23 protein-coding genes are annotated in these 21374 nt (G+C 49.0%); 20 read left to right on the forward strand and 3 right to left on the reverse strand.

From position 1 onward, the window contains the following. Nucleotides 1–95 precede the first annotated feature (95 nt). The 3 genes from gcvT to gcvPB are packed head-to-tail and all read left to right on the forward strand — an operon-like array spanning nucleotide 96 to nucleotide 4010. Nucleotides 96–1172 carry a glycine cleavage system aminomethyltransferase GcvT gene (gcvT, locus tag KNP00_RS04580; RefSeq protein WP_215142666.1) on the forward strand — a complete coding sequence of 359 codons (1077 nt, stop codon included), beginning with the start codon at nucleotides 96–98 and terminating at the stop codon, nucleotides 1170–1172. A gap of 25 nt (nucleotides 1173–1197) precedes the next feature. Further along, nucleotides 1198–2535, forward strand: a complete 1338-nt coding sequence (gene gcvPA, locus KNP00_RS04585) for an aminomethyl-transferring glycine dehydrogenase subunit GcvPA (RefSeq protein ID WP_215142790.1) — start codon at nucleotides 1198–1200, stop codon at nucleotides 2533–2535. Further along, nucleotides 2535–4010 (forward strand): aminomethyl-transferring glycine dehydrogenase subunit GcvPB, encoded by a 1476-nt coding sequence (gene gcvPB / locus KNP00_RS04590; protein ID WP_420828308.1) that lies wholly within the window; start codon nucleotides 2535–2537, stop codon nucleotides 4008–4010. The genes gcvPA and gcvPB overlap by 1 nt, the downstream gene beginning before the upstream one ends. Nucleotides 4011–4046: 36 nt before the next feature. Here the strand turns inward: gcvPB and KNP00_RS04595 are convergent, their stop codons facing one another. Further along, nucleotides 4047–4427 (reverse strand): rhodanese-like domain-containing protein, encoded by a 381-nt coding sequence (locus tag KNP00_RS04595; protein ID WP_215142670.1) that lies wholly within the window; start codon nucleotides 4425–4427, stop codon nucleotides 4047–4049. Nucleotides 4428–4590: 163 nt separating this feature from the next. Between KNP00_RS04595 and mntR the strand changes: the two genes are divergently transcribed. Then, nucleotides 4591–5019 (forward strand): transcriptional regulator MntR, encoded by a 429-nt coding sequence (gene mntR / locus KNP00_RS04600; protein WP_215142792.1) that lies wholly within the window; start codon nucleotides 4591–4593, stop codon nucleotides 5017–5019. 171 nt (nucleotides 5020–5190) lie between these two features. Beyond that, the gene (gene hpt / locus KNP00_RS04605; RefSeq protein ID WP_215142672.1) at nucleotides 5191–5718 is read left to right on the forward strand and encodes a hypoxanthine phosphoribosyltransferase; all 528 of its coding nucleotides are present in this window, start codon (nucleotides 5191–5193) and stop codon (nucleotides 5716–5718) included. A gap of 23 nt (nucleotides 5719–5741) precedes the next feature. Here hpt and KNP00_RS04610 read toward each other — a convergent pair whose 3' ends face one another. Together KNP00_RS04610 and KNP00_RS04615 are read right to left on the reverse strand one after the other, a co-directional pair. Then, the gene (locus tag KNP00_RS04610) at nucleotides 5742–6152 is read right to left on the reverse strand and encodes an SA1362 family protein (RefSeq protein ID WP_215142674.1); all 411 of its coding nucleotides are present in this window, start codon (nucleotides 6150–6152) and stop codon (nucleotides 5742–5744) included. Nucleotides 6153–6166: 14 nt separating this feature from the next. After that, the gene (locus KNP00_RS04615) at nucleotides 6167–7108 is read right to left on the reverse strand and encodes a DUF1385 domain-containing protein (RefSeq protein WP_215142676.1); all 942 of its coding nucleotides are present in this window, start codon (nucleotides 7106–7108) and stop codon (nucleotides 6167–6169) included. A gap of 141 nt (nucleotides 7109–7249) precedes the next feature. Here KNP00_RS04615 and aroQ point away from each other — a divergent pair, with 141 nt between their 5' ends. From aroQ to spo0A, 15 genes are all read left to right on the forward strand, one after another. Further along, nucleotides 7250–7687, forward strand: a complete 438-nt coding sequence (gene aroQ, locus KNP00_RS04620; protein WP_215142678.1) for a type II 3-dehydroquinate dehydratase — start codon at nucleotides 7250–7252, stop codon at nucleotides 7685–7687. After that, nucleotides 7683–8750 carry a M24 family metallopeptidase gene (locus KNP00_RS04625; RefSeq protein ID WP_338082261.1) on the forward strand — a complete coding sequence of 356 codons (1068 nt, stop codon included), beginning with the start codon at nucleotides 7683–7685 and terminating at the stop codon, nucleotides 8748–8750. Before aroQ ends, KNP00_RS04625 begins: the two co-directional genes overlap by 5 nt. 29 nt (nucleotides 8751–8779) lie before the next feature. Further along, nucleotides 8780–9346 (forward strand): elongation factor P, encoded by a 567-nt coding sequence (gene efp, locus KNP00_RS04630; protein ID WP_215142682.1) that lies wholly within the window; start codon nucleotides 8780–8782, stop codon nucleotides 9344–9346. A 113-nt stretch (nucleotides 9347–9459) separates the two neighbouring features. Then, complete coding sequence (gene accB / locus KNP00_RS04635) at nucleotides 9460–9906, forward strand: acetyl-CoA carboxylase biotin carboxyl carrier protein (RefSeq protein ID WP_215142684.1); 447 nt, start codon at nucleotides 9460–9462, stop codon at nucleotides 9904–9906. A 7-nt stretch (nucleotides 9907–9913) separates the two neighbouring features. Continuing rightward, nucleotides 9914–11257: an acetyl-CoA carboxylase biotin carboxylase subunit gene (gene accC, locus KNP00_RS04640; protein ID WP_215142794.1), complete on the forward strand. Its 1344-nt coding sequence runs from the start codon at nucleotides 9914–9916 to the stop codon at nucleotides 11255–11257. Nucleotides 11258–11369: 112 nt separating this feature from the next. Beyond that, nucleotides 11370–11756, forward strand: coding sequence for a transcription antitermination factor NusB (gene nusB, locus KNP00_RS04645; protein ID WP_215142686.1), 387 nt, complete (start codon nucleotides 11370–11372; stop codon nucleotides 11754–11756). Nucleotides 11757–11819: 63 nt separating this feature from the next. Next, nucleotides 11820–12656 carry a bifunctional methylenetetrahydrofolate dehydrogenase/methenyltetrahydrofolate cyclohydrolase FolD gene (folD, locus tag KNP00_RS04650; RefSeq protein ID WP_215142688.1) on the forward strand — a complete coding sequence of 279 codons (837 nt, stop codon included), beginning with the start codon at nucleotides 11820–11822 and terminating at the stop codon, nucleotides 12654–12656. Beyond that, on the forward strand, nucleotides 12649–13995 hold the full coding sequence (gene xseA, locus KNP00_RS04655) for an exodeoxyribonuclease VII large subunit (RefSeq protein WP_215142690.1): 1347 nt from the start codon (nucleotides 12649–12651) through the stop codon (nucleotides 13993–13995). Before folD ends, xseA begins: the two co-directional genes overlap by 8 nt. Continuing rightward, entirely contained in the window at nucleotides 13970–14194 is a 225-nt protein-coding gene (gene xseB, locus KNP00_RS04660; RefSeq protein ID WP_215142693.1) for an exodeoxyribonuclease VII small subunit, read from the forward strand. Before xseA ends, xseB begins: the two co-directional genes overlap by 26 nt. Then, entirely contained in the window at nucleotides 14191–15069 is an 879-nt protein-coding gene (locus tag KNP00_RS04665) for a polyprenyl synthetase family protein (RefSeq protein ID WP_215142694.1), read from the forward strand. The genes xseB and KNP00_RS04665 overlap by 4 nt, the downstream gene beginning before the upstream one ends. Before the next feature lie 122 nt (nucleotides 15070–15191). Next, nucleotides 15192–17084 carry a 1-deoxy-D-xylulose-5-phosphate synthase gene (dxs, locus tag KNP00_RS04670; protein WP_215142695.1) on the forward strand — a complete coding sequence of 631 codons (1893 nt, stop codon included), beginning with the start codon at nucleotides 15192–15194 and terminating at the stop codon, nucleotides 17082–17084. A gap of 6 nt (nucleotides 17085–17090) precedes the next feature. Then, the gene (locus KNP00_RS04675) at nucleotides 17091–17906 is read left to right on the forward strand and encodes a TlyA family RNA methyltransferase (protein ID WP_215142696.1); all 816 of its coding nucleotides are present in this window, start codon (nucleotides 17091–17093) and stop codon (nucleotides 17904–17906) included. Nucleotides 17907–18059: 153 nt separating this feature from the next. Beyond that, entirely contained in the window at nucleotides 18060–18509 is a 450-nt protein-coding gene (ahrC, locus tag KNP00_RS04680) for a transcriptional regulator AhrC/ArgR (RefSeq protein ID WP_215142697.1), read from the forward strand. Between the two features lie 13 nt (nucleotides 18510–18522). Beyond that, nucleotides 18523–20220, forward strand: a complete 1698-nt coding sequence (recN, locus tag KNP00_RS04685) for a DNA repair protein RecN (RefSeq protein WP_215142698.1) — start codon at nucleotides 18523–18525, stop codon at nucleotides 20218–20220. Next, nucleotides 20221–20952 carry a sporulation transcription factor Spo0A gene (gene spo0A / locus KNP00_RS04690; RefSeq protein WP_215142700.1) on the forward strand — a complete coding sequence of 244 codons (732 nt, stop codon included), beginning with the start codon at nucleotides 20221–20223 and terminating at the stop codon, nucleotides 20950–20952. The last annotated feature ends 422 nt before the right edge of the window (nucleotides 20953–21374 follow it).

A 21374-nucleotide genomic window follows, 5' to 3' on the forward strand; every position in this document is an offset into this window, starting at 1 on the left:
TTTACTAGGCAGAAGGTTCAAAAATTGTTAAAGTTGAATGGAAAACGAAAGATTTCAAAAATAGAAGTGAACTACGTTCGGGATTGGGGGATATTATGGAAAAGGTTAGTTTGAAACGTACGCCTTTATTTGAATTGATTGATCCGAAGGCGAAGATGGTTGATTTTGCGGGGTTCGAAATGCCGATCATGTTCTCGTCAATTAAAGAAGAACATCTGGCTGTACGTCATAACGTGGGGATGTTTGATGTATCTCACATGGGAGAAATACGAGTCGAAGGACCAGATGCGCTTGGACAAGTTCAGCGTCTCGTGACGAATGACGTCTCTAAAGTTAAAGTCGGTCAAGCACAGTACAACCTTCTCTGTTTAGAAAACGGTGGCGTGGTCGATGACTTACTCGTCTACCGCTTAGATGAGGACGCCTATTGGCTCGTCGTCAATGCCTCGAACATTGAAAAGGATGAAGCGCATATTCGCCGTAACGTCGAAGGTGATGTCACCGTGACGAATGAATCTGATGAGTATGGACAAATTGCGATTCAAGGACCGAAGGCGGAAGCTGTTCTTCAGACGGTCACGAACGTGGCGCTTGAGGACATCGGGTTCTTCAAGTTCATGAACGGCGACGTGGCGGGTGTGCCATCTATCATCTCACGGAGTGGATATACAGGTGAGGATGGGTTCGAGATTTATGCCCGGGCAGAAGGGATATCTGCGATTTGGAAGGCGCTTGAAGGAGCGGGTGTCACTCCGTGTGGCCTAGGGGCTCGCGATACGCTTCGTTTTGAGGCATGCTTGCCGCTTTATGGTCATGAGTTAGATGAATCGGTCACACCGTTTGAGGCGAACCTCAATTTCGCAGTCAAGCTAGATACGGACTTCATTGGAAAGGATGCACTCGTCTCTCAAAAAGAGGACATCCCGAATCGATTGATTGGATTGAGATTGCTCGGTCGTGGGATCGCCCGTCAAGGAGCCGAAGTGGAGATCGATGGAAATGTGGTCGGTGTCGTCACGACCGGTACGATGCCTCCGACGGTGAATGAATCGATTGCTTGGGCGCGTGTCGATGCGCGCTACAAAGATGAAGAACGATTCGTCGTCGACATCCGTGGGAAAAAAATTGAAGCAGAACGCGTACCGACACCTTTCTATAAACGAGCGAAATGAAACAGGGGGATTCAGAATGAACAGAATGGAATTTCGTTATTTACCGATGACTGAACAAGACGAACGAGACATGCTGCATACAATCGGCGTCGATTCGATTGAGGCGCTACTCGCCGATATTCCAGAGACACTTCGCGAAAAGGCATCACTTGCGGCAATCGGGGCACCGCTGCCTGAAGTAGATCTCATTCGTCACATGACGAAATTGGCTGACCAAAATAAGCATACAAAATCATACCCTAGCTTCCTAGGAGCCGGAATGTACGACCACCTCTCACCTAGCGTGATGAACCACATGTTGTTGCGTTCTGAGTTTTATACAGCGTATACACCGTATCAACCTGAGATTTCGCAAGGTGAGCTTCAAGCGATGTTTGAGTTTCAGACGATGATTTGTGAACTGACAGGGATGGACGTCGCGAACTCATCGATGTATGACGGGATCACGGCCCTTGCTGAAGCGACATATCTGGCAAGTGCCCAAACGAAAAAGAAGCGTGTCGTCGTCTCTGGTGCGGTGCATCCTGAAGCGAAAGACGTCATCCGTACGTACGCAGATGGTCCTGGTCTATCGGTTGAGTATACTGAAGTGGTGAACGGAGTCACGGATATGTCTAAGGTCGATTTAACGGACGCATCTTGTCTCGTCGTCCAATATCCGAACTTCTACGGACGAATCGAGGATTTAGAGAAATTGGCGGTACAGGCCCATGAAGCAGGTGCGCTCTTCGTCGTATCAAGCAATCCGCTCGCGCTCGGTATTTTAGAGTCACCAGGTAATCTCGGTGCGGATATCACCGTCGGAGACGCACAGCCATTCGGCATTCCACAAAGTTTTGGTGGACCATCATGTGGTTATTTCGCTGTCAAAAAGTCATTGATGCGTAAGCTGCCTGGGCGTCTCGTCGGTCAAACGGTCGATGAGGACGGAAAACGCGGGTTCGTCTTGACTCTCCAAGCACGTGAACAACACATTCGTCGTGACAAGGCGACGTCGAATATTTGCTCGAATCAAGCGCTCAATGCATTGGCCGCATCAATTACAATGTCCGCCCTCGGAAAAAACGGGATGCGTGACATGGCCGTGCGAAACATTCAAACTGCCCATTACATGAAAGAGGCATTGAAGACGGCAGGTTTTTCAATCGTGGATGAAGGCCCGATGTTCAATGAGTTTGTTGTGGATTTTTCACGAGATGCAGAAGAGGTATCACGTCACTTACTCAAGCATGGGATGATCGGTGGACTACCGCTTGGCACATATGAGACAGAGCGTCAGAACCAGATGCTCGTGTGTGCGACAGAGTTACGTACGAAAGAAGAGATTGATCGGTTTGTCGAAGTGGTTGGGGGGATGAAATGATGCAACACGAGCAAACGCTTATTTTTGAAGTATCACGTGAAGGACGGACAGGGTATAACTTGCCGACACCGACTGTCCCTGAAGTTGACTTGGAAAAATTGTTACCGGCTACGATGATTCGAAAAGAGGCAGCGGAGCTTCCTGAAGTATCTGAACTCGATGTCGTCCGTCACTATACAGCGCTTTCGACTCGAAACCATGGTGTGGACTCAGGTTTCTATCCACTCGGTTCGTGTACGATGAAATATAATCCGAAAGTGAACGAAGACATGGCCCGCCTTCCTGGATTTGCACACATTCACCCGTTGCAACCACTGGAGACGGTTCAAGGTGCTCTCGAACTCATGGTGGACTTACAAGAACAACTTGCAGAAATCACAGGTATGGACGAAGTCACGTTGCAACCTGCTGCCGGGGCACATGGCGAATGGACGGGTCTCATGTTGATTAAAGCGTTCCATGAACGAAACGGGGATGCGGCTCGCACAAAAGTTCTCGTCCCGGATTCAGCGCACGGAACTAACCCTGCCTCTGCGGTCGTCGCTGGATTTGAGACGGTTACCGTCAAGTCAGACGAGCGAGGTCTTGTTGATTTAGACGATTTGAAAGCGAAAGTCGGAGCAGACACGGCTGCCCTCATGCTCACGAACCCGAACACGCTTGGACTGTTCGAGGCAGATATCCTTGAGATCTCGAAAGTGGTCCATGAAGCGGGCGGGAAACTATATTATGACGGTGCAAACTCGAATGCCATCCTCGGAATAGCACGTCCGGGAGACATGGGCTTTGACGTAGTTCACTTGAATCTTCACAAAACATTCACCGGACCTCACGGTGGTGGTGGACCAGGTTCAGGTCCGGTAGGGGTAAAACGTGATTTGATGCCATTCTTGCCGACACCGATCGTGGCGAGGACCGATAACGGTTATGGGCTCGATTATGATCGGCCACACTCAATCGGTCGAATCAAGCCGTTCTATGGAAACTTTGGCATCAATGTTCGTGCATACAGCTACATTAAGACGATGGGTGCGGAAGGATTGACGCGAGTGTCGCGCGAGGCTGTACTCAACGCCAACTATATGTTCGCTAGATTGAAAGATGCGTTCGACGTACCGTACGATACGTATTGCAAACATGAGTTCGTATTGTCAGGGAAACGACAAAAAGCACTCGGTGTCCGCACGCTCGATATCGCGAAACGTCTCCTTGATTTCGGATATCATCCCCCGACAATCTATTTCCCATTAAATGTCGAGGAATGCATCATGGTCGAACCGACTGAAACCGAATCAAAAGAGACGCTCGATGCGTTCTGCGACGCGATGCTCCAAATTGCGAGAGAGGCGGAGGAGAATCCGGAAATCGTTCAGACGGCCCCGCATACGACGGTCGTCAAACGGATGGACGAGACACTCGCTGCCCGGAAACCGATCTTAAAATATGAAAATCGTGAAGCATCATCAGTGAACTAAAAAACGGGCGGGTCGATTGATCGACCCGCCTACATGTTATCCTTTTTTAATCTTGCCTTTCCAGTTCTTGAAGCCGCCCTCGAGCATATAGATATTGTCATATCCGTTCTTCATCAAAAGCTTCGCCGCTTGGTTCGAACGTGATCTCCCTTGACAATAAATTAGGATTGGCTGATCCTTGCGCAACTCTTTCATGCGCATTTTCATCTGTCCGACCGGAATGTTTCGTGCGCCGACGATATGTCCGGCTTTGTACTCATTCTGTTCACGTACGTCAATCAACTGACCTTTGCGAAGTGAGGCACGGAATTCTTCCTGCTTCATTTTTTTTAACCCACGAGCTGGCAGGAAACGCCATACGATGTAGGCAATCAAGGCACCCCAGATGAGGATGACGAGAATTGTTTCGAGTCCCATAGATGTTCTTCCTTTCTCTTTCGAAGTTACCATATCTCATTATAATGAATTTAAGGTCATGAGACAATGATTGACTCAATCAATCGGGACTTTCCCTTTCGATTTCGTTCCAGTTAGGATAAAATAAAGAATGGAAACCGGAACATTAGGGGAGGTCGTGCCCATGCCGACACCGAGTATGGAAGATTATTTAGAGCGTATTTATTTATTGATGTCAGAGAAAGGATATGCGCGTGTATCTGATATTGCAGAACATTTAGGGGTGCATCCGTCCTCAGTAACCAAAATGGTCCAAAAACTAGACCGTGAGGAATATCTCATTTATGAAAAGTACCGTGGTCTCATGCTTACGAAAAAAGGACAAAAAGTAGGAAAACGGTTGGTCGAGCGTCATGCGATGCTCGAATCTTTTTTACGTCTCATCGGAGTAGACGAGGCAGATGTGTATGAAGACGTCGAAGGGATTGAACACCATCTCAGCTCAAACACGCTAGACTGCATGACGCAGTTTGTAGAATTTTTTGAGGATAAGCCAGAGCTTATGGACCAGTTTAAAGACTTCCGAGAGCAGGAACGAGCTTCTGAAGAATAATGCAAAAAAAGTCAATCTTCATCGGTTGACTTTTTTATTTGTTATTTTAGGCTCTAAACACGAACGAAATAGTCGTAAATCAACTTGAACGTATATATTTGAACCGAGTTTATGCTATGATAAGTATCGGATTCATACTATAGGGGGTGACGGCGTACATTCGCCGAGGTCATGGAGATTCAAATCAAAGGAAAATTGTTCGATGAGCAGCAGATTCGAAATCGCGTAAAAGAATTGGCGGAAGAGATTGAGCGGGATGCGAACGGGACGCCGATTGTCATCGTTGCCGTTTTAAAAGGCTCGATGGTCTTTGCAGCAGATTTGATGCGCTATATGAAAGGAAGTGTACAACTGGACACCGTTGCGACGTCTTCGTACGGCAAGAAAACGGTCTCGAGCGGCAGTGTACAACTTCGTAAAGATCTTGATTTAGATGTAGAGGGGAAATATGTGGTCATCATCGAGGACATTATCGACACGGGGCAAACGTTGAAGTTTTTATGTAAACATATGGAACTGCATCAACCGAAACAGTTGAAAATCTGTACGCTCTTAGACAAGCCGGCACGCCGTCTCGTTCAATTGGATGCAGACTATGTAGGTTTTGAGATTCCGGATGAGTTTGTGATTGGCTATGGCATTGACTATGCAGAGCAATATCGGAACTTGCCGTACATCGGTTATGTAGAGACCACATGAAAAGGAGCGCCGCGGCGCTCCTTTCACATGTTCGCTTTCTTTTTCTTCTTGCCTTTCTTTCCTTCAATCACCGTTAAATGTGGAGGATTGCTTCGATGTACGTTCGGACGCTTCGACAACTTTGTAACGTTTGAACCTGGTTTTTTATTTTTTTTGATTTTCGCAGATGCGGAAGGTTTGACTTGGGGGTTGCCGTTACGTTGCATGCGCTTTTTAGAGGCTTGTGCAGTTTTCCGATAGCGCATATCCTCTGGGGACATGCGTCGTCTGATAAAGAAACGATAGATCGCATAAAAGATTAACCCGAAAATCCCGATGAACAACAATTGTCTAAACAGGCGACCAGGGTCGGTGGCGAGCATATGTCCGACCCCGATGAATCCAAGGATAAACACGATGGTTGCTGCGGTCGAACCAATTCTTTGTCTGATCATGGTGCTTCCTCCTCTTATCCCTCTCTTTGAACGACTGATTCTCCTAATTCTCTACGTTCCCACGTCTCGAATGCTTCAATTGCGACTTGAATCTGTTCATCACTCGGTTCTCGCGTCGTCAACAATTGAAGCGAAAGACCTGGTTTTCCGATAAACGACAATACCCGGTGGTCGCGGAACCGGTTAGTGAACTGAAGGACCTCAAACGAAATGCCGATCACGACCGGCAAAAGCGCGATCCGGCTGACGAGACGCAACCAAAGCGGGTCAATTGGCACAACCATATAGACGCCGATTCCTACAAAGACGGTGAAAAGAATAAAACTTGATCCACAACGATAATGGAGACGTGAACTTTGACGGACGTGTTCAACCGTGAGCGGATGACCTGCCTCGTAGCAATTGATTACCTTGTGTTCAGCCCCATGATATTGAAAGACACGCTTAATAAGTGGGGTCAATGAAATCAAATAGAGATAACTAAGTAGCAATACTAATTTTATTCCCCCTTCGAGGAGGTTTTGAATCACGTGACCGGAAAATACAGGCACGTCCTGAAACATAGAGGCGAGAAGAGCCGGCGTCACGTTGAAAATCAACTTACCGAAAATATAAGACAGAACACCGACGACGGCGATGAAGGCAATCATCCATATGCTCTGTTTTTGTTGATGGTTGTCGTCCACTTCCTCACCCGGGTCGACGTCATATCGGTCGCTCGCGAAGTTCATATGGGCAGACCCATTCTTCAGTGATTCGTATAGGGCGACGATTCCTCTAAGGAACGGGATTTTTTTTAGGGACTGGACCCATGGGACGAGGATGCGTGCCTGCTCGAACGTTTCGATGGTGCCGTTCTTTCGACGAATGGCAGATGCGCTCTCAGAACGTCCTTGAAACATGACCCCCTCTACGAGAGCCTGTCCTCCGACGGGGATGCTTGGTTTAGAATTCATTCACTTTCCTCGATTCTTCAAATGTTGTACTTGAATTATAACGTGATTCATAAAAAAAACGAAAGGGCAGAAGGCTCGATTCACGTTCTTTCGATAAATTTGTTACAATAAACAAGACTTGACGAACGAGGGGGAAGAAGATTGCGGATTTTAGTATTGAATGGGCCAAATTTAAACTTGTTAGGGCGTCGTGAGCCGGACGTGTACGGGCACGTCTCGTTGAAAGGTTTGGCGACCGACATGATGCTCGCCAAGCCAGAAGGCGTCGAAATCTCGTTCAAACAATCGAATCACGAGGGGGAAATCATTGACGCCCTTCACGATGCCTATGATTATGAAGGGGTCATCTTGAATGCGGGTGCGTATACCCATACATCGATTGCGATTCGAGATGCCATATCCGCGATCGCTGCCCCGGTCGTTGAAGTACATATCTCGAACGTGCATGCCCGCGAAGTGTTTCGTCACGAGTCAAAACTTGCTGGCGTCTGCCTAGGTGTCATCACCGGTTTCGGACTTAATAGCTATACGTTAGCGATGCATGCATTAATCGAACATTGGAGGAATCGACATGATTGAACGCGTAAACAAACTGCAAGCACATTTAGAGGCAAGTGAACTGGATGCATTGCTCGTCACAAAACGTGAAAACATCCGCTACTTATCTGGCTTCACCGGGTCGAGCGGTGTCATCGTCATCACGTCGAAATCTGCAAGTTTTATCACGGACTTCCGTTATACAGAACAAGCGAATGATCAAGTGAACGGGTTTGACATCATTGAACTGGATACGTCACTCATTAAGTCCGTCGCTGACGTCGTGTCACGGGAATCCGTCTCACGTCTTGGAATCGAACAGGACGCCATGACGGTCGGTCAATACCGTCTTTATGAAAAAGAAGTCGATGCAAATCTCGTTGAAACGACTGGAGTCGTAGAAAAACTGCGCTTGATTAAGGATGAATCAGAGATTAAGATTATGAAGGAAGCTGCGGCAATCGCTGATGCGGCGTATGCACATATCCAAACGTTCATTCGCCCTGGTCGTACCGAAAAAGAGGTTGCGAACGAACTCGAAATGTTCATGCGTTCAAAAGGGGCAGACTCGTCATCATTCGATATGATTGTCGCTTCTGGTCTTCGTTCGGCACTGCCTCACGGGGTGGCGAGTGATAAAGTCATCGAATCAGGTGAACTCGTCACGCTCGACTTCGGGGCATACTATAAAGGGTACTGCTCGGATATCACGCGTACGCTCGCGGTCGGACCGATCTCGGATGAGTTGCGTCAAATCTACGACACGGTTCTTCGCGCGCAGCTCGCTGGTGTGGAAGGTACTCGAGCCGGCATCACAGGTATTGAAGCGGATGCGTTGACACGAGACATCATCAAAGAAGCTGGATATGGCGAATACTTCGGACACTCGACTGGACATGGTCTCGGCATGGAAGTGCACGAGGCGCCTGGTCTTTCATTCCGTTCAGAAACGGTACTCGAGCCAGGGATGGTCGTGACGATTGAACCGGGTATTTACATCAATGGCGTCGGTGGTTGCCGAATTGAGGACGATGTCGTCATCACAGAAGACGGTTGTTACCGTCTGACGCAGTCGCCAAAAGAGTTAATCACGATTGAGGCATGAGTCTCGTCTGAAATTAGGAGGAAATCAACATGGTATCAGTTAACGATTTAAAAACAGGATTGACAGTCAAAACGTCTGACGGTTCAATTTGGCAAGTCATCGAGTTTCAGCACGTAAAACCGGGTAAAGGTGCAGCGTTCGTGCGTACAAAAATGCGCAACTTACGAAACGGTGCGATTCAAGAGACGACGTTCCGTGGCGGCGAGAAAATCGAACGTGCACATATCGAACGGAAGCGTATGCAATACCTCTACCCAATGGGGGACACGTACGTCTTCATGGACAACGAGTCATACGAACAGCTTGAATTGACGAGCGATCAAGTGAAAGCGGCGCTCCCTTACTTGCTTGAAAATATGGAAGTCAGCATCGCGGATTATGAAGGGGAGATTCTCGGAATCGAGCTTCCAACGAGCGTTGTGTTGACAATCATCGAAGCAGATCCTGGCGTCAAAGGTGACACGGCTTCGAACGTGAAGAAAAATGCGACAGTGGAAACAGGACATGTGATTCAAGTGCCACTATTCATCGAACCAGGTGAAAAAGTGACGGTCGATACACGTACTGGAGAGTTCATGGGTCGTTATAACGGTTAATCTTGCAGAGTGTCCATTCAAATGGGCACTCTTTTTTTCTCGTTGCATTCATTGGTCTGACCAGTTATAGTGAGAGTGAGATTAGTACCAGGTATAAACAGGGGGTAAGAAAGATGCAAATCGATCAAATCAAAGAGCTCATTCAGTTATTGGACCAATCTTCTGTCCATGAAATGGAGCTTGAAACATCTGATTTCAAACTGTCACTAAAGAAAGAATCGCAACAAGTAACGAGCACGCCGGTCGTGCAGACACAAGCATTCGCACCACCCTCGCCTGCTTCGCAAGTAGTCGAGAAGGAAGAAGCCGCAGAAGGAAATGTAGCATATCGGACAATCACCTCTCCGATGGTCGGAACGTTCTACTCGCGACCGGCGCCAGATAAAGAGGCATTCGTCAATATCGGAGACCGGGTGGAATCCGGGCAGGTCGTCTGTATTTTAGAGGCGATGAAGTTGTTTAACGATGTCGAGGCGGAATTGAGTGGCGAGATCGTAGAAGTGTTAGTCACAGATGGCGATCTCGTTGAATATGGTCAACCGCTCTTTAGCGTGAAGTGAGGTCATGATGAAACTACTAATCGCCAACCGCGGAGAAATCGCGGTTCGAATCATACGTGCAGCAAAAGAATTGAACATACCGACGGTTGCCGTCTTTTCGGAGGCAGATCGCGAGGCGTTACATGTCCGTTTGGCCGATGAGGCGTACTGTATCGGGCCGAACCCGTCGAAAGACTCCTATTTGAATATCCCAAATATCTTATCTGTCGCATGTGCCGTCGATGCGACGATGGTGCATCCAGGGTATGGTTTTTTGGCTGAAAATGCCGAGTTCGCCGAGATGTGTGAGGCGTGTGGGATTCAGTTCGTCGGCCCGAGCAGCTATGCGATTCGCAAAATGGGGATCAAAGACGAGGCGAAGCGAACGATGATCGAGTCAGGTGTTCCTGTCGTTCCGGGGTCGAGCGGCGTCGTTACCGACGAGGAGGCCATGGAGCTCGCGCACGAGATGGGGTACCCGGTCATCATCAAAGCGACGGCCGGGGGCGGTGGTCGTGGTATTCGTGTCGCGCGTGACAAGGACGAGCTCGTGAAAGGATTGGTTGCGACGCGTAAAGAAGCGAAGCAGGCGTTCGGAAATGGTGACGTCTATCTCGAGAAGTTCATCGAGTCGTTCCGCCACGTCGAAGTGCAAGTGCTCGCTGATCAGTTCGGGAATGTCATCCACTTAGGTGAGCGCGACTGTACGATTCAGCGACGCATGCAAAAACTAGTCGAAGAGGCGCCATCACCTGCGATCGACGAAGCGACGCGTCAACTGATGGGCGACGCCGCCGTCAAAGCAGCGAAGGCCATCCAGTATTCGGGAGCGGGAACGATTGAGTTCATCTATGTTCCGGAATCAAACGAGTTTTATTTCATGGAGATGAACACTCGGATTCAAGTCGAGCATCCCGTCACAGAGATGATCACAGGATTTGACCTCGTTCAGGCGCAACTTGAAGTGGCGCTCGGGCATCCGCTCGCCATCTCACAAGAAGATATCACATTCTCAGGACATTCGATCGAATGCCGAATCAACGCGGAGGACCCATTCATGGACTTCCGTCCGATGGCGGGAAAAATCGACCAATACATTGTTCCCGGTGGCATGGGGGTCCGTGTCGACAGCGGTTTATACGCGGGGGCGATGATTCCGCCGTTTTACGACTCGATGGTCGCCAAGTTGATTGTGCATGCGCCGACACGTGACGAGGCCATCATGAAGATGTTGCGTGCCTTAGATGAGTTCAAGGTTTCCGGTATTCAAACGACGATTCCGTTCCACGAACAAGTCATGGCACATGAACAGTTCCGCATCGGCACGTTCGACACAAAATTTGTTGAAAAAGAAATGTCACTAGCAAAATAACAACAACCAGGAAGCCCGAACATTATTTCGGATTCCTGGTTTTTTGTACTGAATTTATGAGTGCTTTATGCTAAACTATCACAATGAAAGCATGTAAAAGGAGAGTAACTGAATGAAACGTCATGAAGCACGAGAGAAAGCGATTCAAACGCTTTTTCAAATCGAAGTATCTAAATTAGAGGTGGACGAAGCAATCGAGTTCGCATTGGACGGAGAAGAGTCGGACCCGTTTTACGAACAACTCGTCACAGGGACGCTCGAGCATATCGAGGACATCGACGGACTGCTCGTTGAGAACTTAAAAAACTGGCGTTTGGACCGCCTAGGCAACGTCGAGCGTACGATTCTCCGGATGGCGACATTCGAACTGTTGTATGTCGAAACGATTCCAGAGAACGTCACCATCAACGAGGCGGTCGAACTCGCGAAATCGTTCGCGGACGAAGAGGCCGGAAAACTTGTGAATGGCGTACTCGGTAACATTATTAAGGAAGACTAAAAAATAGAGATAAGACACCACACCAACTACAGAAAAACCTAAAGACAACGGGGGATGAGAGAGATGGCAGTAGTGATCGACGGAAAGCAAGTGGCAGCATCATATCGAGAGTCGTTGAAAGAGCGTGTGACTCAACTGCGGGCTCGCGGGATCGTACCGAAACTGAAAGTAGTATTGATTGGGGACGACCCGGCAAGTCATAGCTATGTCCGCGGGAAAGAACGGGCGGCAGAGGAAATCGGAATCGATTCACAAGTCCTCCGCTTTGATGAGGCGATTCGTGAAAAGGAACTACTCGACTTGATTGACTTGATGAATGAGGATGAGGAAGTTCACGGCATTCTCGTACAACTTCCATTGCCGAAACACATCGATGAGTCACGAGTCATCATGCGCATCTCCCCTGAGAAGGACGTAGATGGTTTTCATCCAGAAAACGTCGGGAAGATGATGCTCGGTCTTGAGACGCTCCTTCCATGCACACCGCACGGCATCCTGCATCTTGCGAAGACCCAGACCGAGATCGTCGGAAAGCACGTCGTCGTCGTCGGTCGCAGTCAAATCGTCGGGAAGCCGGTCGGGATGTTGTTCTTGAACGAATCCGCGACGGTCACGTATTGCCATTCAAAAACGCCTGACCTCGGTGCAATGACCCGACAGGCCGATATATTGATTGTCGCGGTCGGACGCGCCGGCCTCGTCACAGCAGACATGGTCAAGCCCGGCGCCGTCGTCATCGATGTCGGTGTCAACCGTGTAGAAGGGCGCCTCGTTGGTGATGTGGATTATGAGGGCGTGAAAGAGAAGGCGAGTGCGATCACACCTGTACCAGGTGGCGTCGGCCCGATGACCATCACGATGCTCATGCATAATACGGTCGAGGTTGCATCACGTGGCTAATCCACTTCCGGTTTCTGAAGTTGTTCGATATGTGAAGCGACAACTCGATGATGATGTATTGCTTCGGCAAGTCGCGGTCATCGGCGAAATCTCAAACTTCAAACGGTATTCGTCGGGACACTGTTATTTTACGTTGAAGGATGATTCGTCTCGAATGAAGGCCGTCATGTTTTCTCGCGATGCGAAACAACTTCAATTCGAGCCAACTGATGGAATGAAGGTCATCGCCGTCTCGCGTGTGACGATGTATGAGGCGACGGGAGATGTTCAACTGTATGTCGAGTTGATGCGTCAAGACGGAATCGGGCTGTTGTTTGAACGTTATGAGGCGAGAAGACGCGAACTTGAGGAGATGGGCTGGTTCGATTCGGAAAGGAAGCAATCACTTCCCACATTTCCGGAACGAATCGGAATCGTGACATCTCCAAAAGGTGCAGCGCTACATGATATCGCGACAACCTTGCGACGTCGTGCGCCACACGTTGCCATCACGTTCGCCCCTGTCGCCGTACAGGGTGAGCTGTCGGCCCCACAGGTTGCAACTGCCATTCGCTGGATGAATGAACGAACCGATTGTGATGTGCTCATTATCGGGCGAGGTGGCGGTTCAATCGAAGAGCTTTGGGCATTCAATGAAGATGTCGTGGTGGAGGCGATTTATGCATCTACGATTCCGGTCATCTCAGCTGTCGGTCATGAGACGGACTATACGCTCTCTGATTTCGTCGCGGATGTTCGAGCGGCGACACCGACGGCTGCGGCCGAACTTGCGACAGCGATGATCGATGCGCAACGGAAAGATGTTGAACGTCTAGATGTACATCTTCACAGAGTCCTAAGAAATCAACTCGAAGATTCTCGGACCCGGCTAGAGCGGATGATCAACAGCTATGGACTAAAATCACCACGGTATACGATTTCCCAAAAACGGGAACGATTTGCCCAGTCTGAAATCCGCCTCGAACAAGGGATGAAACGACATCTCACGCAAGCCACTCATCAGCTTCGACAGCTGACACAACAGCTAGATGTAAAACGATTCTCAAAAACGTTGTCTAAGCAAAGTGACCAGGTCGACCAAATGGTCAGTCGACTCCATCGGACAACCCCTTTAGAGCAGTCCAAGCAACAGTTCGCCCAACAGGTCGGACGCTTACATGCAGTCAGCCCGCTCGCGGTCCTCTCGCGTGGCTATACGTTCATCGAGCAGGATGGGGCTTATGTGCAAAATGTGCAACAATTACGCGACGGGGACATCTCGATCCGTTTTCGGGACGGTCATGCGGTCGCTGAAGTGAAGGAGAGGATTGTTGGTGACGAAAAAAGAACAGACATTTGAATCTGCGCTTGAGCGACTCGAACAAATCGTCGCTCAACTTGAGAGCGGGGATGTGCCTTTGGAGGAAGCGATGACCCTATATGAAGAAGGTGTCCGCTTGTCGGCCTTGTGCCAGACAAAGCTTTCAGCTGCCGAGAAGAAGATGGATGAAATTTTAGAACTCGATGGCACCCTTCGTGAAAAAGGAGGGTCCGCATGAACCGCACCGATGAGTTGAACAAATGGAAACAGACCGTCGAAGAGGCGATGCAGGCACTCATCGAGTCAATCGAGATGCCGGAACGTCTACGGGATGCGATGTCGTATTCGTTGAAGGCGGGGGGGAAACGCATTCGACCCGCCCTCATCTATGCCGTCCTTGAAACGTATGACGTCCCACTCGAGCGAGGACGGGAAGCGGCGGCGAGCCTTGAGATGGTTCATACATACTCACTCATACACGACGATTTGCCGGCGATGGATGATGACGACCTTCGGCGCGGCCGCCCGACGAACCATCGTCAGTTTGATGAAGCGACCGCCATTTTGGCGGGGGACGCATTGTTGACAGACGCGTTTCGTATCCTTTCAGAAGCGTCGCTCCCACCCGAAACGATCATGAAAGTAATCCGTGCCTTCGGAGTGGCGGCTGGTAGCTCAGGCATGGTCGGCGGACAGTTGGACGATATGCTCGCTGAAAAACGAAACGACGTGACGCTCCAAGAACTCCAATCGATTCATGAACGGAAGACGGGTGCGCTACTCGTCTATGCACTTGAAGCAGGTGGTATTATAGCGGGAGTGTCCGAGGATGATAGGAATCAATTGAAACAGTTCGGTCGTCATCTCGGCATCGCCTTTCAGATTCAAGACGACATATTAGATGTCGTCGGTGACGAACGTGCCATCGGAAAGCGTGTCGGCTCGGATGAAATGAATGAAAAGACGACATATCCGAAACTGCTCGGTTTAGATGGCGCGAAACGTGCGCTCGAGATGGAAGTGGATGCAGCAACTGACGCAATTGAATCCCTTTCGATCCATGCACCGTTACTTCTTGACTTGTTGACGTTTGTAGTGAAACGAAATCATTGACCCGGTGACACGATGAGCACATCGTGTCACCTTTGTTTTGGGGAATGTGTGGCATCTACCGTCACATTCTTGTAAAATGTAAGGTACGAATCAGTAAAATGTGAGGAGAAAGGATGGTCATTATGGACTTGACATCCATTCAAGACCCGTCGTTCCTAAAACGGATGTCTGTATCAGAACTCGAAGCACTCGGATCAGACATTAGACGATTCTTGATTGAAAAACTGGCAGTGACGGGAGGGCATTTGGCGCCAAACTTAGGAGTTGTGGAGTTGACGCTTGCCTTGCACCGTGTATTTAACAGTCCGAAAGACCAACTTGTATGGGACGTCGGTCATCAGGCATACGTTCATAAAATTTTGACAGGACGTACGCATCAGTTTGATACGCTAAGGCAGTACAATGGATTGTGCGGTTTCCCGAAGCGTTGTGAAAGTGAGCATGATGTGTGGGAAACGGGTCATAGCTCGACGTCACTCTCGGCAGCGATGGGAATCGCGATTGCGAACGAGCTGAAAGGGCGCTCGAATGACCGTGCCATTGCCATCATTGGGGACGGGGCATTGACAGGAGGGATGGCTCTCGAAGCGCTCAACCACATTGGGGCCGAGAAGCAAAATGTGATTGCGATTCTAAACGATAACGAAATGTCGATTGCACCGAATGTCGGGGCGATGCACAATATGCTTGGTCGTATTCGTGCTTCGCGTAAACTGAAGCATGCCCGGGAAGAGATGGAATCGATCATCAAGCATATTCCGCTCGTCGGTAGCTCACTCGAACGAAGCGGGGAGCGCGTGAAAGACTTATTGAAGTCTGCCCTCATACCGGGAACTTTCTTTGAAGAGCTTGGATTCACTTACTTTGGACCTACAGACGGTCACGATTTGAAGGACTTGCTCGAAACGCTTGAGTATGCGAAGAAAATCGACGGTCCTGTACTCGTCCATGTCATCACGAAAAAAGGGAAAGGGTATCGTCCGGCAGAACTAGACGGTGTCGGTACTTGGCACGGTCTTGGACCGTACAAAATCGAGTCGGGCGAAGTCATCAAAGGAAAGCCGAAAGGTCCGAGTTACTCGAAAGTCGTTGCGGAGACGATTACGAAAGTGGCGGAATCTGATGATCGGGTGACGTTGATCACACCGGCAATGAGTGTCGGTTCGAAGCTAGACTGCTTTACGAAAAAATTCCCAGAACGCATGTTTGATGTCGGGATTGCGGAACAACACGCGGTCACGCTCGCTGGTGGACAAGCGACACAAGGATTGAAACCGGTCGTCTCAATTTACTCGACGTTCTTCCAACGTGCTTACGACCAACTCGTCCACGATATTTGCCGTCAAAACTTGAACGTCGTGTTCACGATTGACCGATCTGGACTCGTCGGGGCGGATGGAGAGACCCACCAAGGTGTGTTTGATATCGCCTTCATGCGACACGTGCCAAACATTCGAATCTTAATGGCGAAAGACGAAGAAGAGTTACAACAACTCGTCTACTCTGCGCTCCGTTACGATGGGGGCCCGATTGCGATTCGCTTCCCACGTGGTGAAGGAATCGGTGTTCCGATGAGCGATACGCTTCAAGAAATTTCACTTGATGACTGGGAAGTCGAGGCAGAAGGGACGGACGTCGCCGTCTTGACGTTCGGTCCACAAGTGCAAGACGCCCTCGAAGTCCGAGCGCTACTAGAAGGCAAGCTAAGCGTACGCGTCATCAATTGTCGTACGATCAAGCCACTCGATGACACCATGCTTGCCTCGTTATATGCAGAAGGCATTCCGCTCGTGACACTTGAAGAAGCAGCTCTTGCCGGGGGCTTCGGAAGTAGCGTGTTAGAGCATGCGAACGATGCCGGGGCATTCCCGCGGATCCAACGTCTCGGTATTCCAGACCGGTATATCGAGCATGGTGGTGTCAACCAGCTCCTAGAGGAGATTGGACTTCGACCTGCTCAAATGGCGGAATCGATTGAGCGGTTCGTCATGGAGACAAATCGACAGAATGTGTGAGGGATTATGGAAAAAAGAACGAAAACTAGATTAGATGTATTGCTCGTCGAACGCGGCCTCGCCGAAACACGAGAAAAAGCGAAACGGTCTGTCATGGCCGGGCTCGTTTACAGTGGGACGGAACGTCTGGATAAGGCGGGCGATAAAGTGTTTGACGATATCCCTCTTGAAGTGAAGGGGCAAGTTCTCCCTTATGTCGGACGTGGAGGCTTGAAACTTGAAAAAGCGCTCGAGGTGTTCCCGCTTGATGTCTTTGGACGTGTCGGAATCGACATCGGCTCTTCGACAGGAGGATTTACAGACTGTGCGCTTCAAAACGGTGCGACCCAAATGTATGCGGTCGATGTCGGGTACAACCAGCTCGCCTGGAAACTCCGGAGTGATGACCGTGTCGTCGTCATGGAGCGGATGAACTTCCGTCATGCAACGGCCGATCAGTTCCCGGTCAAGCCGGACTTCGCAACGATTGATGTCTCGTTTATCTCACTTCGTCTTATGGTGCCGCCGCTCAAGCATATATTGAAGCGAGACGGTGTCGTCATGGCACTGGTCAAACCTCAGTTTGAAGCGGGAAAATCCGATGTCGGGAAAAAAGGGATTGTTCGTGACCGAGGCATCCACGAACGCGTGGCGAGCGATTTGGTTCGGTACTTCGCATCGGAAGGATTCTTTGTCGAAGGACTGGATTACTCTCCAATCACCGGAGGGGATGGAAATATTGAGTTTCTTCTATTCGCCCGATTTACAGGAGTAGGCGGTGTCGCCCCTTCGATTCAGGTCGAAGGCGTTGTGGACGCGGCCCATGCCGAACTGAAGGGATAAGATTTTGCTACAGACCTCATCGTCTGTAGCTTTTTTTCATACAATCAATAGTTGGGGAATGGTGGAAATCCCACCTGGAATGCTAGACCTTTTTTCGACAATACTTTAGAATGATAATGTATATGTGAAACGAAGAATGAGGTGTCAGCGCTTATGAACAAAGGACAGCGGTTGATCAAAATTCGAGACATCGTGACGAATCGTGAGATTGAGACGCAAGACGAACTGGTGGATGAGTTACGTCGTTCGGGATATCCGGTCACACAGGCGACCGTGTCTCGAGATATTAAAGAATTGCACTTGGTGAAAGTGCCATTGAACGATGGGCGGTATAAGTATAGTTTGCCTGCCGACCAGCGCTTTAATCCATATGGGAAGATGAAACGAATCCTCAGCGATAGCTTCGTCTCGGTCGATTCAGCACAAAACCTGGTCGTCATGAAAGTACTACCGGGAAACGCTGATGCGATTGGCGTTTTAATAGACCACCTATCATGGGACGAATTGATTGGAACGGTTTGTGGAGACGATACAATTTTAATGATTGCACGCGATGAAAACAAGGCGAAGCAAATCATCGATCGACTACTCGGAATGTTATGAGGTGAAAGTACGTATGTTAGCAGAACTATCAATCAAACAGTTTGCGATTATCGACGAATTGACCATTCCGTTCAATCGGGGTATGACCGTCCTCACAGGTGAGACGGGTGCCGGTAAATCAATTTTGTTAGATGCGATTGGGTTGCTTGTTGGAGGGCGTGGGTCGAGTGATTTCGTCCGATACGGTCAAGATAAAGCCGAGATCGAAGGGTTATTCATGGTTGAATCAGATCATCCGGTCATTCAGGCAGCCGAGCAGTATGGGATTGATGTCGATGACGGGACGGTCATCTTACGCCGTGACTTACATAGTAGCGGAAAAAGTGTTTGTCGGGTGAACGGGAAGATGATGCCGCTCTCTACGTTACGGGAATTTGGACGGCTTCTCGTCGATATTCACGGCCAGCATGAGCATCAACATTTAATGGACCCAGAATTTCACTTAGGGATTCTCGATCATTTCGCTGAGAAGGAGATCGGTCCGTTGATTGATGAATATCAAACAGCGTACGCCGCATGGAAGCGAGTTGCCGATGAACTGAAGCGTCTTAGTCAAAGTGAGCAAGAACTTGCACAGCGGATGGACCTATTGTCTTTCCAAACGAAAGAGATTGATTCTGCTGAGTTAAAGGTGGGGGAAGAAGAGGCGTTGACCGAGGAACGTGACGAGTTGGCTAATTTCGAGCGCATTCACCAACACATCCGACTCTCCTATGAGGCGGTTGCCGAAGAGTCGAACGGGCTCGACAAAATCGGGGTCGCGATGCGTGAGATGGATGAGGCATCACAGCTTTCTTCATCGTTATCTTCTGTATCGGAGACGATATCGAATGCTTATTATTTGTTGGAAGATGCAAAGTTTCAATTGCGTGACCAGTTGGATTCACTCGAATTCGATCCAATCCGTTTGGATGAAATCGAGTCCAGGTTGGCGCTTTTCCAGCAATTAAAGCGAAAGTACGGGACGACGATTGAAGAGGTCATCGCATATGGAGAGCAAGTGTCCAATGAACTGAAGTCGATGACGAATCGAGAAGAACATTTACAGACGCTATCGGACGAACTTGTTCGATTAGAAAAAGATGCGAAAGAGGTCGGGACGAGACTTTCAATGGCACGAAAGGCTGCCGCAGAGTCGTTACAACATGCAATTCATCGAGAGTTGAAAGAGCTCTACATGGAGAAAACGTCGTTTGAAGTTCGTTTCAAAACAACATCGCTTAAACAAGATGGACTCGATGATGTCGAGTTTTACATGATGACGAACGTCGGAGAGCCGTTCAAACCGCTCGCGAAAGTCGCATCAGGTGGTGAACTCTCCCGTGTCATGCTCGCGCTCAAATCCATTTTCTCAAGAACGGTCGGTGTCGCATCGATTATTTTTGACGAAGTCGATACGGGTGTTTCCGGACGTGTCGCTCAAGCGATGGGCGAAAAAATATTCCGTCTTTCTGTCGGTTCACAAGTGCTATGTATCACCCATTTGGCACAGGTCGCCGCGATGGCAGACCAGCATCTCTACATTACGAAAACCGAAACGAACGAGCGAACTAAAACGAACGTCGCGTCTCTTGACCGTGAGAGTCGGATTGACGAGTTGGGTCGCATGATTGCTGGTGCTCAAATGACGGATTTGACGAAGCAACACGTTGAAGAGTTACTCGAGATGTCACAGCATGTAAAACAGAAGTTCATCAAAGGAGTGTCATAAGTGATTACATTATGTATTGCGGACGACAATCGAGAAATCGTCGATTTGTTGAGCCGCCAACTAGAATCTGAGCCTGACCTTCATGTCGTAGGTACTGCGCATGATGGTGAAGCGTGCTTAGATGTCGTCAAGGCACACCAACCGGATGTACTCTTACTCGATATTATCATGCCGCATTTGGACGGGATTGGAGTATTGCAACGCCTGAATGAAGAGCTCGGCAACGAAAGACCGGAAGTGATCATGCTCAGTGCGTTTGGAAAAGATGAAGTGACGAAACAAGCGGTCCAACTCGGTGCCTCTTATTTTCTCGTCAAACCGTTCAATATTCAGCAATTGTTAACGAAAATCCGAGAACTGTCAGAAGGGACGAATCGAGAGTTCGACGGGATGACCCCTGAAGAGCTTGAAATTTCTCTGTTACTTCAACAACTCGGAATCTCACCGCGAATTAAAGGGTTCAAATACATTCGTCAAGCAGTCATCTATGTGAGAGAGCGTCAAGACTTGCTCGGACTGATTACGAAAGAGTTGTATCCGATGGTAGCGAAAGAACATGAGACGACATCATCCCGTGTGGAACGGGCGATGCGTCACGCGATCAAGACGGCATGGGATAACGGAATGCGAGAACACGAAATGTTTGAGGGGCGCCCAGAACGTGACCGGAGCCCTAAAAACTCAGAGTTCATCTCGTATTTCGTCACATACTTGTCATTTAAGAGCAATTGAATCGATTAAAAGACTAAGTCTTGATGAGACTTAGTCTTTTAATATAGAATGAGTAGTAAAAAATTATTCACTTTAAGAAAGAAAGCGCTTGCAAAACGGTGTTCCTTTGTTATAATGAAGATGTACCAAGTTACTTGGACAAGCGTTAGATGAGCGCTTTTCAAACTTGTTCCGGAGCTTGTTTGAAGAACCAATATCATCTCGGTTCGCTATCCGATTATAGCTCAGAGGTGCGAACGACACCTCATATCGTTCATGTCCCGACGCGAAGTCGCGACAGTCGCTCATTTGCGAAACGATCCGAACATCAACTCGAAGCTAGGGGTTGATTTAGGTAAATCAAATCGTTCAGTTAACCAAAAGGAGTGTTGTCAATCGTTGAACAGTTTATGGCAAGCGTTCGACTTCACGATGGATGGTTG

The organism is Exiguobacterium qingdaonense (genome assembly GCF_018617855.1).
Taxonomy (GTDB): domain Bacteria; phylum Bacillota; class Bacilli; order Exiguobacteriales; family Exiguobacteriaceae; genus Exiguobacterium; species Exiguobacterium qingdaonense.